Origin of the sequence: Planotetraspora thailandica (assembly GCF_016863335.1) — a bacterium.
Classification (GTDB): Bacteria; Actinomycetota; Actinomycetes; order Streptosporangiales; family Streptosporangiaceae; genus Planotetraspora; species Planotetraspora thailandica.
In genome coordinates, this window is the sequence record NZ_BOOR01000005.1 from 49,926 (window position 1) to 64,301 (window position 14,376).

The 14,376-nt window shown below is 68.0% G+C and carries 16 protein-coding genes; 11 read left to right on the top strand and 5 right to left on the bottom strand.

Going from position 1 to position 14,376, the window contains the following annotated elements:
• Positions 1-143: 143 nt before the first annotated feature.
• Positions 144-1,475: a glycosyltransferase family 87 protein gene (locus Pth03_RS03015; RefSeq protein ID WP_203942541.1), complete on the top strand. Its 1,332-nt coding sequence runs from the start codon at positions 144-146 to the stop codon at positions 1,473-1,475.
• 128 nt (positions 1,476-1,603) lie between these two features.
• On the top strand, positions 1,604-2,848 hold the full coding sequence (locus Pth03_RS03020; protein WP_203942542.1) for a glycosyltransferase family 87 protein: 1,245 nt from the start codon (positions 1,604-1,606) through the stop codon (positions 2,846-2,848).
• 70 nt (positions 2,849-2,918) lie between these two features.
• On the opposite strand, the gene Pth03_RS03025 is transcribed toward Pth03_RS03020, so the two are convergent.
• Positions 2,919-3,713 carry a deoxyribonuclease IV gene (locus Pth03_RS03025; protein ID WP_203942543.1) on the bottom strand — a complete coding sequence of 265 codons (795 nt, stop codon included), beginning with the start codon at positions 3,711-3,713 and terminating at the stop codon, positions 2,919-2,921.
• Positions 3,714-3,887: 174 nt separating this feature from the next.
• Between Pth03_RS03025 and Pth03_RS03030 the strand changes: the two genes are divergently transcribed.
• Entirely contained in the window at positions 3,888-4,067 is a 180-nt protein-coding gene (locus tag Pth03_RS03030; protein WP_203942544.1) for a hypothetical protein, read from the top strand.
• Positions 4,068-4,133: 66 nt separating this feature from the next.
• Here the strand turns inward: Pth03_RS03030 and Pth03_RS03035 are convergent, their stop codons facing one another.
• Complete coding sequence (locus tag Pth03_RS03035) at positions 4,134-4,526, bottom strand: hypothetical protein (protein ID WP_239118717.1); 393 nt, start codon at positions 4,524-4,526, stop codon at positions 4,134-4,136.
• A gap of 178 nt (positions 4,527-4,704) precedes the next feature.
• On the opposite strand from Pth03_RS03035, the gene rpsF reads away from it, so the two are divergent.
• From rpsF to Pth03_RS03070, 7 genes are all read left to right on the top strand, one after another.
• A complete protein-coding gene (rpsF, locus tag Pth03_RS03040; RefSeq protein WP_203942545.1) occupies positions 4,705-4,995 on the top strand; it encodes a 30S ribosomal protein S6 in 291 nt (96 codons plus the stop codon).
• A gap of 93 nt (positions 4,996-5,088) precedes the next feature.
• Positions 5,089-5,649, top strand: coding sequence for a single-stranded DNA-binding protein (locus tag Pth03_RS03045; protein WP_203942546.1), 561 nt, complete (start codon positions 5,089-5,091; stop codon positions 5,647-5,649).
• Positions 5,650-5,742: 93 nt separating this feature from the next.
• Positions 5,743-5,979: a 30S ribosomal protein S18 gene (gene rpsR / locus Pth03_RS03050; RefSeq protein WP_203942547.1), complete on the top strand. Its 237-nt coding sequence runs from the start codon at positions 5,743-5,745 to the stop codon at positions 5,977-5,979.
• A gap of 17 nt (positions 5,980-5,996) precedes the next feature.
• Entirely contained in the window at positions 5,997-6,443 is a 447-nt protein-coding gene (rplI, locus tag Pth03_RS03055; protein WP_203942548.1) for a 50S ribosomal protein L9, read from the top strand.
• Between the two features lie 202 nt (positions 6,444-6,645).
• Positions 6,646-7,512 (top strand): ABC transporter substrate-binding protein, encoded by an 867-nt coding sequence (locus Pth03_RS03060; protein ID WP_203942549.1) that lies wholly within the window; start codon positions 6,646-6,648, stop codon positions 7,510-7,512.
• Positions 7,509-8,417 (top strand): amino acid ABC transporter permease, encoded by a 909-nt coding sequence (locus Pth03_RS03065; RefSeq protein ID WP_239118718.1) that lies wholly within the window; start codon positions 7,509-7,511, stop codon positions 8,415-8,417. Before Pth03_RS03060 ends, Pth03_RS03065 begins: the two co-directional genes overlap by 4 nt.
• Positions 8,414-9,157: an amino acid ABC transporter ATP-binding protein gene (locus tag Pth03_RS03070; protein ID WP_203942550.1), complete on the top strand. Its 744-nt coding sequence runs from the start codon at positions 8,414-8,416 to the stop codon at positions 9,155-9,157. Before Pth03_RS03065 ends, Pth03_RS03070 begins: the two co-directional genes overlap by 4 nt.
• A 21-nt stretch (positions 9,158-9,178) precedes the next feature.
• Here the strand turns inward: Pth03_RS03070 and Pth03_RS03075 are convergent, their stop codons facing one another.
• Positions 9,179-10,504: an MATE family efflux transporter gene (locus Pth03_RS03075; RefSeq protein WP_203942551.1), complete on the bottom strand. Its 1,326-nt coding sequence runs from the start codon at positions 10,502-10,504 to the stop codon at positions 9,179-9,181.
• 298 nt (positions 10,505-10,802) lie between these two features.
• Here Pth03_RS03075 and dnaB point away from each other — a divergent pair, with 298 nt between their 5' ends.
• Positions 10,803-12,170: a replicative DNA helicase gene (dnaB, locus tag Pth03_RS03080; protein WP_203942552.1), complete on the top strand. Its 1,368-nt coding sequence runs from the start codon at positions 10,803-10,805 to the stop codon at positions 12,168-12,170.
• 350 nt (positions 12,171-12,520) lie between these two features.
• Here dnaB and Pth03_RS03085 read toward each other — a convergent pair whose 3' ends face one another.
• Positions 12,521-12,928 carry a hypothetical protein gene (locus tag Pth03_RS03085; protein WP_203942553.1) on the bottom strand — a complete coding sequence of 136 codons (408 nt, stop codon included), beginning with the start codon at positions 12,926-12,928 and terminating at the stop codon, positions 12,521-12,523.
• A gap of 121 nt (positions 12,929-13,049) precedes the next feature.
• Positions 13,050-14,282, bottom strand: coding sequence for a serine hydrolase domain-containing protein (locus tag Pth03_RS03090; protein ID WP_239118719.1), 1,233 nt, complete (start codon positions 14,280-14,282; stop codon positions 13,050-13,052).
• Positions 14,283-14,376: the final 94 nt, after the last annotated feature.

Consider the following 14,376-nt stretch of genomic DNA (forward strand, 5'->3'; position numbering starts at 1 on the left):
GGCCTGCCCGTAGGTGACGAGGAGCGCCGGGACCGGATGATCGGTCCCGGCGCTTTTTTTCGGCTGTGATGTCGGCGGCGAGATGAGAGAAATGTGCCGCCGGGTGTCGCGGACCATCGGCGTCGAGTGGTCCAATACCCACCATGACAACCCCGACCGCGAATGCCTCCAGCCCTGGGCCGGGCGTCGCCCAGCGGGCCGTGCCGTACCTGCCTCTTGGGCTCGTCGCGGGGCTCGGCGCCGTTCTCGCCTTCCTGTGGAAATCGCCCTGCCGATTCGGAGGCGCGTGGAACACCGGGGTCGGTCAGTACACGAACTTCTGCTACACGGACATCTATCCGCTGTGGTGGGCCGAGCATCTCAACGAGGGGAAGATCCCGTACGTCGACTATCCGGTGGAATATCCGGTCGGCATCGGCGGGATCATGGAGCTGGCCCGTCGGCTGGCCCGCGGGGATGCGCTGACGTTCTACGACATCACGGTCGTGTTGATGGGCATCTCGCTCGTCGCCGGCGTCTTATTGATGGCGGCGCTCGCCGGGCCTGCCCGTCGCTGGGACGCGCTCTGGTACGCCATCGGCCCTGCGGTGATCCTCTGCGCCTACATCAACTGGGACCTGGCCGCCGGGGCTCTTGCGCTGGGAGGCCTGCTGGCCTGGGCGAAGGATCGGCAGTATCTCGCGGGCGTGCTCCTCGCCCTTGCCGTCGCGACCAAGTTCTATCCGCTGATGTTCTTCGGGGCGTTGTTCCTCCTCACGGTCAGGACCGGCAAGTGGTTCCCCTTCCTGAAGACGGTGAGTGCGGCCGCCGCGACATGGCTGCTGGTCAACGTGCCCGTCATGCTGATCAATTTCGACGGCTGGGAACGCTTCTACGCGTTCAGCAGTGAGCGCGGCGCCGACTGGGGCGGGCTCTGGTTCTTCTTCCAGCGGAAGGACTGGGGGTTCCTCGCCGACCCGGACCGGCTGAACACCATGGCGATGGGGGCGCTGGCCGTGCTGCTGCTCGGCATCGCGGCCCTGGCGGTCTTCGCCCCTCGACGCCCCCGGCTCATGCAACTGTGCTTCCTTGCGCTGGCCGCCTTCATGATCACCAATAAGGTCTGGTCGCCGCAGTACGTGTTGTGGCTGGTGCCGTTCGCGGTGCTGGCCCGGCCGAAGTGGGGCGCCCTGGTGGCCTGGCAACTGGCGGAGTGCTGGTACTTCTTCTCGATCTGGCTGTATCTGGTCGCCCAGGACCCCGCCAACGCGAGCCTCGGCATCGGCGACACGCCGTACTTCCTGTCGGTGTGGGCGAGAGCCATCACGATCGTGGTCCTCATGGCGCTCGTCGTGAAGGACGTGCTGCGCCCCGAATCCGACGTCGTCCGCCGGGGCGGTGTGGACGACCCCTCGGGCGGCGTGTTCTCCGGCGCGGCCGATCGTTTCGCGCTGCCGCTACGACGGCGCGAGACCACTCCACCTGTCTCCGCGTGACCGATTCCTCCGCACTCGGGCCGGCCGTTCACCCTTAATCCGCTGGTCCGGGGCCCGGACGGCCAAATGTGATCTTGTAGCCTTGCGATAGTGGATGCCCGAGGTGAGGCCCCGAGTCTGGAAAGAGCGTGCGAAAGAGCGTGCGGAAGATCCTGCCGTGGCAGATGGCGCTCGTCTGGGTGCTGACCCGGGCGGCGTTGCTGCTCGCCGCCCTGCAGATCATCCCCGTCGGGCACGCGGGGTCGTTCGACAACGACGTCTCGCTGTATCAGGACTGGTCGCGGACCCTGCTCACCGGCCAGTTCCCCGCGGGGGACGACAAATGGCAGTACCCGCCGCTGGCCGCCGTCCCGATGGTCGTCCCCCACCTGCTTCCGTGGGACTACCACCTCGACTTCTACCTGGTCGCCGTGCTGTGCGACCTGCTGATCCTGCTGATGCTGTGGCGGTTCACCGCCAAGACTGGCGGGAGTCGTACGGGCCTGTGGGCCTGGACCGTAGGTGCGGCACTCCTGGGACCGCTGCTGATCTCGCGGTACGACCTGATGGTGGCGCTGGTGGCCGTCATGGCGCTGACCGCGTCGGCCGACCCCGTCGTGCGCGGGCTGCTGATCGGGATCGGGCTGATCGTCAAGGTGTGGCCGGTCGCCCTGCTCGCCGGGCTGCGCCGCTGGCGTGAGGTGCTGAAGGGAGCGGGCTCGGCCGTCGCCGTCGGCGTGGTGGGGTGCGGCCTCGCCGTCGCCATGATGCCCCACGCGTTCGACTTCCTCACGGCTCAGGAGGACAGGGGGCTCCAGGTCGAGTCGCTGGCGGCCACGCCGTTCGCGCTTGGGCGGGTGCTCGGCTGGTGGGACGGTTTCACCAACTACCAGCACGGGGCCATGGAGGCGGTCGGCCCCGGTGTCGAGACGGCCGCGCGGCTCAGCCTGATCGCGACGCCCCTGGCCGTCGGCCTGCTGGCGTTGTGGTGGCTGCGTGCGCGGGCCGGCGCCCGCACGTACTACGACGCGGCGCTGACGGCCGTGCTCTTCCTGGTGGTGACCAGCCGGGTGCTCTCCCCGCAGTACATGGTCTGGCTGGTCGGCGTCGCCGCGGTCGTCCTGGCCGTACGGCCGGGCGAGGACGGCCCGACTCAGCGGCCGGCGGCGTGGCTCATCCTCGCGGCGACCCTGCTGACGGGCGTCATGTATCCGTGGGTGGAGCAGGACTACAGCTGGACGGGTCGGCTGCCGGGCACCCTCGTGCTGGTAGCCCGCAACGTGATTCTCCTCGTCGCGGCGGTCGTCTCCTTCGTGCAACTTTGGCGCAGCACCCGCCGGCGTGGCGGTCCCTCGTACGTGCCCGCCCACCGCGCCGCCGCACAGGCCTCGTAGGCGGGCCGGCGCCCTACCCGCTTCGAGTGGGCGTCAATCCAGAGATTTATCCACAGGCTGTGGACATCCCCTACAGGTTCTTGCGGAGGAAGGCGATGTCGTCCGCCTGGCCGTCCGAGGGGGTCTCCACGACGATCGGCGCGCCTGCGGCCCGGCACACGGCGAGGATCAGCTCCGGGTCGATCTGCCCGGCGCCCAGGTTGGCGTGCCGGTCGGCGCCCGAGTCGAAGGCGTCGCGCGAGTCGTTGCAGTGCACGAGGTCGATCCGCCCCGTGATCGCCAGCACCCGGTCGACCAGGCCGAGCAGCTCCTCGCCGCCCGCATGGAAGTGGCAGGTGTCCAGGCAGAACCCGATGACCGAGGGATCGGGCGCGCCCGAGGTGACGGCGTCCCAGAGCCGGGCGATCCGGTCGAGCTTGCGGGCCATCGCGTTGCCGCCGCCCGCCGTGTTCTCGATCAGCACGGGGATCGGGCAGTCCATACGCTCGAAGACCTTGCGCCAGTTGTCGAAGCCGATCTGGGCGTCGTCGGAGGCGTTGACATGACCGGCGTGCACGATCAGGCCCTTCGCGCCGATCGACGCCGCCGCCTTCATCTGCCCGTCCAGGAGCTTGCGGCTGGGGATGCGGATGCGGTTGTTGGCCGTCGCCACATTGATCACGTACGGGGCGTGGATGTAGACGTCCACGCCCGAGCCGGCGAGCGCTTCCGCGGACTCCGGGAGGACCGGGCCCTTCCACCCCTGCGGGTCCCCGAGGAAGAACTGCACGACGTCGGCGTCGCGCGCCGCCGCGTGAGCCAGAGGGTCGTCCTGGTCGACGTGGGCTCCGATCCTGTGGATCCGTTCGCCGTCGTGCCGTTCCATCTGGTTCCTCCCTCGCTCGGCCCCGCCCGGATCCCCCGCCGGAGGTAATGGGACCCGAAAACGCGAGTGCCGAACCCTAGGCGTCTTCCAAGAGCGTTTCAAGGCCTTACGGCCGGGCAGTCGCAGTCTCGCACGCGCCCTGCCCCCGCGCGCAGATGATACAAGGAGACGAGCATGCGATATCGGCTGGGAAGCCTCCTCTTACTGATCTACATCCTGGTCGGGCTCTACCTGGCGTGGGATCGCCACTACCTCACGCCGACCCTGCTGAAGCAGATCGCCCAGGCGCTGCTGGCGATCTTCCTGTGGTTCCTGATCCTCCTCGGCGTCGACCTCCACATCGGAGGAGTGTGACGCCTTGGTCGTTGACGCACGCGTCACCGGTCCCGGGCCCGCCCCGGGGCCTGTGACTCGCGCTGATCAGGGCTTCGGCAAAAAGCCGCCGTGCGCGATGCCGAGCGCCACCCCCACGAACGACGCCACGACGCCCACGATGATGATGCTGCGCTGGGCGGTCGTGGACGAGACGAACTGGGTGTAGAGCCCCGCGCAGAACCCGATCGCGCCCGCCCAGGCGGCGATCACATGGGCTCTCACGATGAAACCGGTGACGAACGCCAGCAACCCCACCAGCAGGGTCGCGAGGACCATGACGTTCTCCGCCGGATGGCGGCGGCCGTCGGTGTTCAACGTGATCCTGCCGCGCCCGTCCCTGATGATGTGACCGGTGTTCGGGATGTTCGCGGCGCTCCCCGTCGTGTTGGCCGCGGCGTCTCCTGCGGTGTATTCGGCGGGGCCTGGAACGTCGTGCATCGAGGCCACCCCCTCTCCTTCTACCAGTTTGCCGCGAAGTCCGGTGGACGGCCATATGCCTGGTAGCCTTGTGCGGCTGCGTCTGATATGGGCCGGGGCTTATGCCAGGCCCGCGCAGTGTCCTCCTGTCACGGCAAGGCGTCGTGACCGCAAGAGTCCAGAGGAGGTTGGATTCCACATGCGTCGTTACGAGCTGATGGTCATTCTCGACCCGTCCCTCGATGAGCGCACCGTGCAGCCCTCACTCGACCAGTTCCTCACCGTCGTGCGCAACGACGGCGGAAGCATCGAGAAGGTCGACGTCTGGGGGCGTCGCCGGCTGTCCTACGACATCGACAAGAAGTCGGAAGGCATCTACGCCGTCGTCGACCTCACCGCGGAGCCCGCGACGGTCAAGGAGCTGGACCGCCAGCTCAACCTGAACGAGGGCATTCTCCGTACCAAGGTCATCCGCCCCGAGCTTCACTGACCAGTGACGCGAAGCCCGGCGATTTGTCGGGCCGTAGCCGTACTCTGAGCCCCGAAGGCCCTGGGCTGACGGGATAGGAAGGCATAGCGACCGATGGCAGCAGGCGACACCACGATCACCATCGTCGGCAACCTTGTCGGCGACCCGGAGCTCCGCTTCACCCCCACGGGGCAAGCGGTGGCCCGGTTCCGTATCGCGTCCACTCCGAGGTTCCTCGACAGGCAGACCAACGAGTGGAAGGACGGCGAAGGCCTGTTCCTGACGTGCAACGTCTGGCGTCAGGCGGCGGAGAACGTCGCCGAGAGCCTGCAGCGCGGCATGCGCGTCATCGTTCAGGGGCGGCTGCGCCAGCGGTCTTACGAGACCAAGGAAGGCGAGACGCGTACGGTCTACGAGGTCGAGGTCGATGAAGTCGGCCCCTCCCTGCGCAACGCCACCGCGAAGGTGAACAAGACCACCCGTCAGGGTGGTGGTGGCGGCGGTGGTGGTGGCTTCGGCGGCGGCCCCGCGGACGACCCGTGGGCGAGCGCGTCCCCCTCCCCTCAAGGCGGGGGCGGCTACAACCAGGGCGGTCAGGGCGGCGGCTTCAGCGGCGGCGGCCAGGGTGGCGGCTTCGGCGGCGGCGGCGACTTCAGCGACGAGCCGCCCTTCTAGACCTCACTTCGGGATCACGCGTCCCGTCACATCACCACTAGTAAACCGACCGACCATTCCCGCATCATGCGGGGCTCTGAAAGGAGCACCACGATGGCGAAGCCGGCACTGCGCAAGCCGAAGAAGAAGGTTTGCCTGTTCTGCCACGACAAGATCTCCTACGTCGACTACAAGGACACGGCGCTGCTTCGGAAGTTCATCTCCGACCGCGGCAAGATCCGTGCCCGCCGGGTGACGGGCAACTGCGTCCAGCACCAGCGCGACGTGGCCACCGCTATCAAGAACGCTCGTGAGGTGGCCCTGCTGCCGTACACGAGCACCGCGCGCTAGGAAAGGAGTCTCAGGACATGAAGCTCATTCTCACCACTGAGGTCTCCGGCCTGGGCGCTCCCGGCGACGTCGTCGAGGTCAAGGACGGCTACGGCCGTAACTACCTGATCCCGCGCGGGTTCGCGATCCGCTGGACCCGCGGCGCCGAGTCCCAGATCGCCTCGATCAAGAAGGCGCGTGACGCCCGCGAGATCCGCGACCTGGGCACCGCCAAGGAGGTCGCCGGCCAGCTCGGCGCGCTCAAGGTGAAGCTGAAGACCCGCGCCGGCGAGTCCGGCCGTCTGTTCGGCTCGGTCACGACGAACGACATCGCCGAGGCCGTCAAGGCCGCGGGCGGCCCGCAGCTCGACCGCCGCCGCATCGAGATCGTCAACGCGATCAAGAGCCTCGGCACCCACCGGGTCAGCGTGAAGCTGCACCCCGAGGTCGCCGCGACCGTCGAGGTCGAGATCGTCGCCGGCTGATCCGGCCCTGAGAAGAGCCCCTTCCCGATGTCGGGAGGGGGCTTTTCCTATGCGCGGGGCGGTCATGGGGCTCCACCGATCGGCGCGGGAAGATCCACGAAGACGACAAATCCCCCCAGGTAAAGAAGGGTGCTACGAAACGCTAGTATCTTCCCAATCAATTTTGCGGATTTCGTCGTAGATCATATTGGTGGAGGCTGGAATGCACCGTCCTACGATGCTGCTCGCGGGCGGCGTCCTCGTGTTGGCGGCGGCGGCCTGCGCTCCCCAACCCAGCACCACCGCGAGCCCGAGCGCCTCAGGAAGCGCGTCTGCGACCTGCGACAAGGCGCAGCTTCCGCTGACCGCGCCGGGCAAGCTCACGATCGGAACCGACAAGCCCGCCTACGAGCCCTGGTTCAAGAACGACGACCCGACCAGCGGGCAGGGTTTCGAGAGTGCCGTGGCCTACGCGGTGGCGCAGAAGCTCGGCTTCACCAAGGACGAGGTCGCCTGGACGGTCGTTCCGTTCGACTCGTCGTTCGCCCCGGGACCGAAGAAGTTCGACTTCGACATCAACCAGATCTCCATCTCGCCCGAGCGGCAGAAGGCGGTCGACTTCAGCGAGGGCTATTACACGGTCAAGCAGGGCGTTGTCGCCCTCAACGGCTCGAAGTTCGCCGGTGCGACGACCCTGGCGGAGCTGAAGGACGCGAAGATCGGTGTTCAGGCCGGCACGACGGCCCTGCAGGCGGTCCAGCAGGTGATTCAGCCGACCAAGGACCCCAGCGTCTACAACCAGCAGATCGATGCGATCAGCGCGCTGAAGAACAAGCAGATCGACGCCATCGTGGTGGACCTTCCCACGGCGTTCTACGTCACCGCGGCCCAGATCGACGGCTCAAAGATCGTTGGTCAGTTCGCTGCGAACTCGGGCACCCCTGAGGAGTTCGGCCTGCTCTTCCAGAAGGGCAGCGGCCTGGTCTCCTGCGTGGACAAGGCTCTCGGCGATCTCAAGTCGTCCGGTGAGCTCGCGGGCATCGAGAGCCAGTGGCTGACCGGCAGCGCCGGCGCTCCGGAGCTGAAGTGACCGAAGGGGAAACCGGCACCGACGCCCCCGAAGAGTCCGGCGGCACGGGCACTTCCGCCCGGCGGACCAAGAGCGAGCATCAGATCCGCCGCGAGGCGGAGCTGCACAAGCGGTCCAGGCGCTCCACCTCGATCGCCACGGCGTCCACCATCGTGGTCGCCGTGGTCCTGATCGTGGGCGTGACGGCGTCGCCTGGCTGGCCGACGGTTCAGGACAAATTCTTCAACCCGTCGCAGTTCGCCGACGGGCTTCCTGACGTCCTGCGCGGATTCCTGCTCAACATCAAGATCTTCCTCATCGCCGAGCCGATCGTGTTGGTCCTCGCGCTGGCCGTGGCGCTGGTGCGGACCCTGCGCTCGCCGGTCTTCTTCCCGCTGCGGGCGATCGCGGTCTTCTACACCGACGTCTTCCGTGGCATCCCGACCATCCTGCTGATCTACCTGGTCGGTTTCGGCGTTCCCGCACTCCAGCTACAGGGGGCGCCGAACGATCCGGTGACGCTCGGCATCATCGCGCTCATCCTGTCCTACGGGGCGTACGTCGCGGAGGTCTTCCGCTCGGGCATCGAGTCGATTCACCCGAGCCAGCGGGCGGCCGCGCGGTCGCTTGCGCTGACTCATGGGCAGACCATGCGCTATGTGGTCGTTCCGCAGGCGGTCCGCCGTGTGATCCCGCCGCTCCTTAACGACTTCGCCTCGCTGCAGAAGGACAGCGCCCTCGTCGCCGTGCTCGGGCCGCTGGAGGCGCTGCGTCAGGCGTCGATCCACTCGTCGCTGGCGTTCAACTACACGCCCTATCTCAGCGCGGCGTTGTTGTTCATCGTCCTCACCGTGCCGATGGCCCGCTTCACCGACCATCTCGCCGCCCGGGCGGCCCGCCGCCAGCTCGCCGGGGGTCACGTATGAGCCTGCTGTCGATCCAGGGCGTCTGGAAGAACTACCACGACCACAGCGTGCTGCGGGGGATCGACCTCGAGGTGGCTCCGCACGAGGTCGTCTGCCTGATCGGCGCGTCAGGCTCGGGCAAGTCGACGCTGCTGCGCTGCGTCAACCTGCTCGAGAGCATCGACGACGGCGCCGTCTACCTCGACGGCACGGAGATCACGGACGTGCGGACCGACCCCGACGACGTGCGCAAGCGCATCGGGATGGTCTTCCAGTCGTACAACCTCTTTCCGCACATGACCGTGCTGGAGAACGTGACCCTCGCTCCCCGCAAGGTTCACAAGACGCCTGCCGCGAAGGCCGAGGCCGAGGCCATGGAACTGCTCGCGCGGTTCGGCCTGGAAGGCAAGGCGAAGGAGTATCCCGACCGCCTGTCCGGAGGTCAGCAGCAGCGGGTCGCCGTCGTCCGGTCGCTTGCCACGCAGCCCCGCCTTCTGCTGCTCGACGAGGTCACCTCCGCGCTCGACCCCACACTGGTCATGGAGGTCCTTGGCGTGATCCGCGAGCTCAAGGCGGCGGGGATGACGATGATCATCGCGACGCACGAGATGGGCTTCGCGCGGGACATCGCCGACACCGTGTGCTTCCTCGAAGGCGGCGTGCTGCTCGAACACGGGCCGCCCGAGCAGATCTTCACCGCCCCAGAGAACCCTCGCACCCGCGAGTTCCTCCGGCGCGTGCTCGAATCCGGCCGCCTCTAACCGCGGCAGGCCCTGGCCGGGTCATGCCCCCGTGACCAGCCAGGCTGTGCCGTACGCGCGGGCGCCGAGGGTGACCATGCGGGCGACCATCCACGCGCCGAGCGCGAGCCAGAGCGCGACCAGGCCGCCCGCGAGTGCGGCGAGCGGCAAGTAGACGATCGTGGAGGCGAGCGCCGCCCAGGCGAGGTAGCGCTGGTCGCCCGCGCCGATCAGCACCCCGTCGAGCACGAAGACGACGCCCGCGACCGGCTGGAACAACGCCACCGGCCACAACACGGCCATGAGATGGTCGCCGACCAGGGCGTCCGCGTCGAACAACGACGGAATGAGCGGCCTGGCGACCAGCACGATCGCGCCGAACACGACGCCGGAGGCCACGCCCCACATGACCATGCGCCGGGTGGCCGCCCGGGTCGCGGCAACGTCTCCGGCACCGAGCGCGCGGCCGGTGATCGCCTGGCCGGCGATCGCGATGGCATCGAGAGAGAACGCCAGGAACGTCCAGATCCGGGCGGCGATGGTGTGCGCCTCGATCTGGTCCTCGCCCATCCTTGTGGCCAGCGACGTGGCGACGAGCAACACGATCTGCAGGCATGCCGTACGGATGACCAGGGCGAACCCGGCGGCCCCCGCGGCGCGCACGCCGCGCGGGTCGGGGCGCAACGAGGCGCCGTGCCGCCGCGCCGACCGGATGACGAACGCCAGATAGATCGCGGCCGACAACGTCTGCGCGATCACCGTGCCCCACGCGGAGCCCGCGATGCCCCAGCGGAGCCCGAGGACGAACCAGAAGTTCAGCAGGCCGTTGAGGACGAACGAGCCGACGGACACGGCCAGCGGCGTGCGGGTGTCCTGCAGACCGCGCAGCACGCCCGTGCCGGCGAGCACCACGAGCATGCTCGGCGTGCCCAGCAGGCTGACCCGCAGGAACGTGACGGCCTGCGCGGCGAGCTCTCCCGTTGCACCGAACACGTGTACGATAAATGGCGCAAGGGGCCAGCACACCACCGCGATCACCACGCCGATGGCGGCGGCGAGCCACATGCCGTCGACGCCCTGGCGCATCGCCTGCCTGAGGTCGCCCGCACCGAGTTGCCGGGCCACGGCCGCGGTGGTGGCGTACGCGAGGAAGACGCACAGGCCCACGAGCGCCGTCAGCCCCGTGCTGGCGACACCGAGGGCGCCGAGCGCGGGATCGAGAAGGTGACCGACGATGATCGAATCGGTGAGCAGGAACAGCGGTTCCGCGACCAGCGCCCCAAAGGCCGGGACGGCCAGCCTGAGGATCTCCCTGTCATGGGCCCGACCCTGCCGGATATCGCGGCCGATGCCGGTCGTAAGTGGCATGAGCCTATTTTGCAGCTTACGGACGTATGCCCCATCGGTATCGGAGTCGTCGGTCGACTTTCTTTCCTCCACATCAGGTGGACACCGCGAAGCCTGGCCACACGGGGTTTTCGACACGGAGGACGGCGTCATCCACAGCCCTGTCCCCAGGGTTCCCACAGGTGGTCGCACAAGCCTGCACACCTTGTCCACAACCTTGTTCACAGGCTGAGTTGCCGAGCATCGGCCGGGGCCGCGAAACTGTCGGACTCGGCCCCTACAACTGAGGAGTGGGGCCGCTGCGTCGGGAGGTGTGAAGGTGAGCGTCGTCGACTTCCCGGGCGGCCCGGGAGAGTCCGCCTCCTCGTTCGAGCGGACCCCGCCCAACAACATCGAGGCCGAGCAGTCGGTGCTGGGCGGCATGCTGCTGTCCAAAGACGCCATCGCCGACGTGGTCGAGGTGCTGCGCTCGGACGACTTCTACCGGCCGGCGCACCAGATCATCTACGAGGTCGTCACCGACCTGTACGGCCGGGGAGAACCGGCCGACTCGGTCACCGTCCTCGACGAGCTCATCAAGCGTGGGGAGATCGCCCGCGTCGGCGGCGGTGCCTATCTGCACACGCTCACCGCGATCGTCCCCACGGCCGCCAACGCCGGCTACTACGCGAAGATCGTGCGCGAGCAGGCCGTGTTGCGCCGCCTGATCGAGGCGGGCACCCGGATCGTCTCCTACGGATACGGTGGGCAGGGCGAGGAGGTCGACGACCTGGTCGACCGCGCGCAGGCCGAGATCTACAAGGTCACCGAGCGCCGCACGTCGGAGGACTACCTTCCACTCGCCGAGATCATGCCGTCCGCCCTGGACGAGATCGAGGCCATCGGCAGCCGCGGCGGCCAGATGGTCGGCGTGCCCACCGGCTTCCAGGATCTCGACGCCCTGACGAACGGTCTGCATCCCGGCCAGATGATCGTCGTGGCCGCACGACCGGCCATCGGTAAGTCCACCCTGGGATTGGACTTCGCAAGGTCCGCAGCGATCAAGCATGGGATGACCACGGTCATCTTCTCGCTGGAAATGTCGCGCAACGAGATCACCATGCGTCTGCTGTCGGCAGAGGCCAGGGTCGCCCTGCACACCATGCGCTCGGGGATGATGAACGACGACGACTGGACCCGGATGGCCCGCCGTATGGGTGAGGTCGCCGAAGCGCCGCTGTTCATCGACGACTCACCCAACATGTCGATGATGGAGATCAGGGCCAAGTGCCGCCGGCTCAAGCAGCGCAACGACCTGCGGTTCGTGATCGTCGACTATCTGCAGCTGATGAGCTCGCCCAAGAAGACCGAGAGCCGCCAGCAGGAGGTCTCCGAGCTGTCGCGTGCGCTGAAGCTGCTGGCCAAGGAGCTGGAAGTCCCGGTGATCGCGATCTCCCAGCTCAACCGTGGCCCCGAGCAACGCACCGACAAGCGCCCCCAGGTGTCCGACCTGCGAGAGTCCGGCTCCATCGAGCAGGACGCGGACATGGTCATCCTGCTGCACCGGGAGGACGCCTATGAGCGGGAGTCGCCCCGGGCTGGTGAGGCCGACCTGATCGTGGCCAAGCACCGTAACGGCCCGACCGCCACGGTCACCGTCGCCTTCCAGGGCCACTACAGCCGTTTCGTCGACATGGCGACGCACTGACCCCGAGCGACTGCGCCGTTGCGCCGAGCGGGGAAGCAACCTCCTACCGAAACCTTTGCCTCTGGCCGTGCATCGGGACGGCTACGCAGCGTGGAGAGTCCATGTCATCTCGGAGAACGTCACCGAGGGCGTGTCCGAGCTCGGCACCCACCGTCTCCACGATGCGGGGCGTGGCGATGATCACGGTCGGTATCGAACCACGGGCCGGACTCGTCTCGATCAGTGAGTAGGGGCGTCGGAGGTGATTGGCCGGGGCCTGGCGTCGCGGGCCTTGCACTGTCGTGTCATCCTCACCGCGGATGAGATGAAGCGGCTCGGCCGCGACGCCAGAGAGCTCATCGCCCTGGCCGTCAAGCGGCGTCGAGGGCTTCGGTGATCTTGCGGCTCATGTCCGCCACGGTGGGGCTGGGCTGGCCCTGGTGGGTGCGAGCGGCTGCTTCGACGGCGACAAGGACGGTGCGGCGGAAGTTGTCGGCCTCTTCCGGAGCCTGCTTCTTGAGCAGGGCCATGGCCGCAGTCAGGGCCGGCAGCACCTGGTCGGCGATCACGGCTACCGACTTGCTGTCCAGCTTCATGTCCTTGGGATACGTGGCGAGCACGTGCCCGACCAGCCCGGTGGCGGAGGACAGGGCGATGGAGCCCTCGGTGGCGGACTTGTGGGGCTTGCCGGCGGCATCGGCGGCGGACATCAGCGTGACGGCGCCGTAGGCGGCGGTGCGCAGGGTGAGCTTGTCCTGGTCGGTCAGGGTGACGGACATGATCGTGTGCTCCTTGAATGTGTTCTGAAGTTCGATGGAACGGATGAAGGGTGGAATGCGGTCCTGGTGGTGGCAGGGGTATCTCATTGCTGAGGCGGGGGCCGCCGGCGTGGGCTTGGCGTCAGTCGTCGAGCGCCTGGTAGAGCGTGGTCCAGAAGTCGTTCATCAGGTGCGCCGGACTCGGCACGGAATACCCGAGCTGGCAGAGCAGGATGCCGGTGAGCTGGTTGGCCGGATCGGCGTAGGCCGAGGTGCCGCTGCCGCCGTCCCAGCCGAACTGGCCGATGGGCGCGTAGTCGCCGCGGTAGGTGCGCACCGCCATGCCGAAGCCCCAGCCGCCCTGCTGCCCCTGACCGAAGGAGATATGGACGTTGCCGGCGGCCAGGGCGGTGCGGGCGGCGTTCTGCTCGGGCGTGAGCCGGTTGGTGGTCATCAGCTCGACGGCGGCCCGGGACAGGATCCGCTTGCCCTGGTGGGTGCCGCCGTTGAGCAGCATCTGGAAGTAGGCGTGGTAGTCGTCGGCGGTGGAGACCAGCCCGCCGCCGCCGCCCTGGAACGCCGGAGGCTGGCTCCACCGTCCGCCCTTGGGCTCGTCCCAGGCGAGGAACTCGCCGGTCTGCGGGTCGGGGGCGTACAGGGTGGGCAGCCGGTCGATCTTGTCGGCGGGCACGTGGAAGCCGGTGTCGGTCATGCCGAGGGGCTCGAAGATGCGCTCGCGCAGGAACGTCTCGAACGACTGGCCACTGACCCGGGCCACCAGCACGCCGACCAGGTCGCTGCTGATGTGGTACTGCCACTGCTCGCCGGGCTGGTACATCAGCGGCAGCGCGCCCAGGCGGCGCATCCACTCATCCGGCTCGGGCACCTCCACCGGCAGGTTGGGCGTGAGCCCCTGCTCGAAGACCGCGTTCATGATCGGCCTGCCCAGCGCCGTGAAGTCTATGCCGAGCCCGAAGGTGGAGGTCAGCACGTCCCGTACGGTGATCGGCCGCCGCGCCGGCACGGTGTCGTCCAGCGGGCCGTCGGGCCGCGTCAGCACTTGACGGTTGGCAAGCTCGGGCAGCCACGGCTCCACCACGTCGTCCAGCCGCAGCCGGCACTCATCGAGAAGGACCATCGCCGCCGCGATCGAGACCGGCTTGGACGTTGAGGCCATCCGGAAGATCGTGTCCCGGCGCATCGGCGCGCCACCGTCATGTTGCATCGTGCCGAGCGCCTCGACGTGCGTCTGGCCGCCCCGGCTGGCCAGGGCGACAAGCCCGGGAATCTTCCCCGACTCGACATGCCGTGCCAGCACCTCACTCAATCTGCGCAGCCCGGTTTCGGAGAAGCCGCTGTTGCTGTGTCCCATCATGAAGCTCCTTGCCCAAAGTGTTTGATCTGCGAGACCCGTCCCGGCTTGACGCCTATGGCCTCGGCGAACCGTTCATGGCAGCAACCATCGCCGA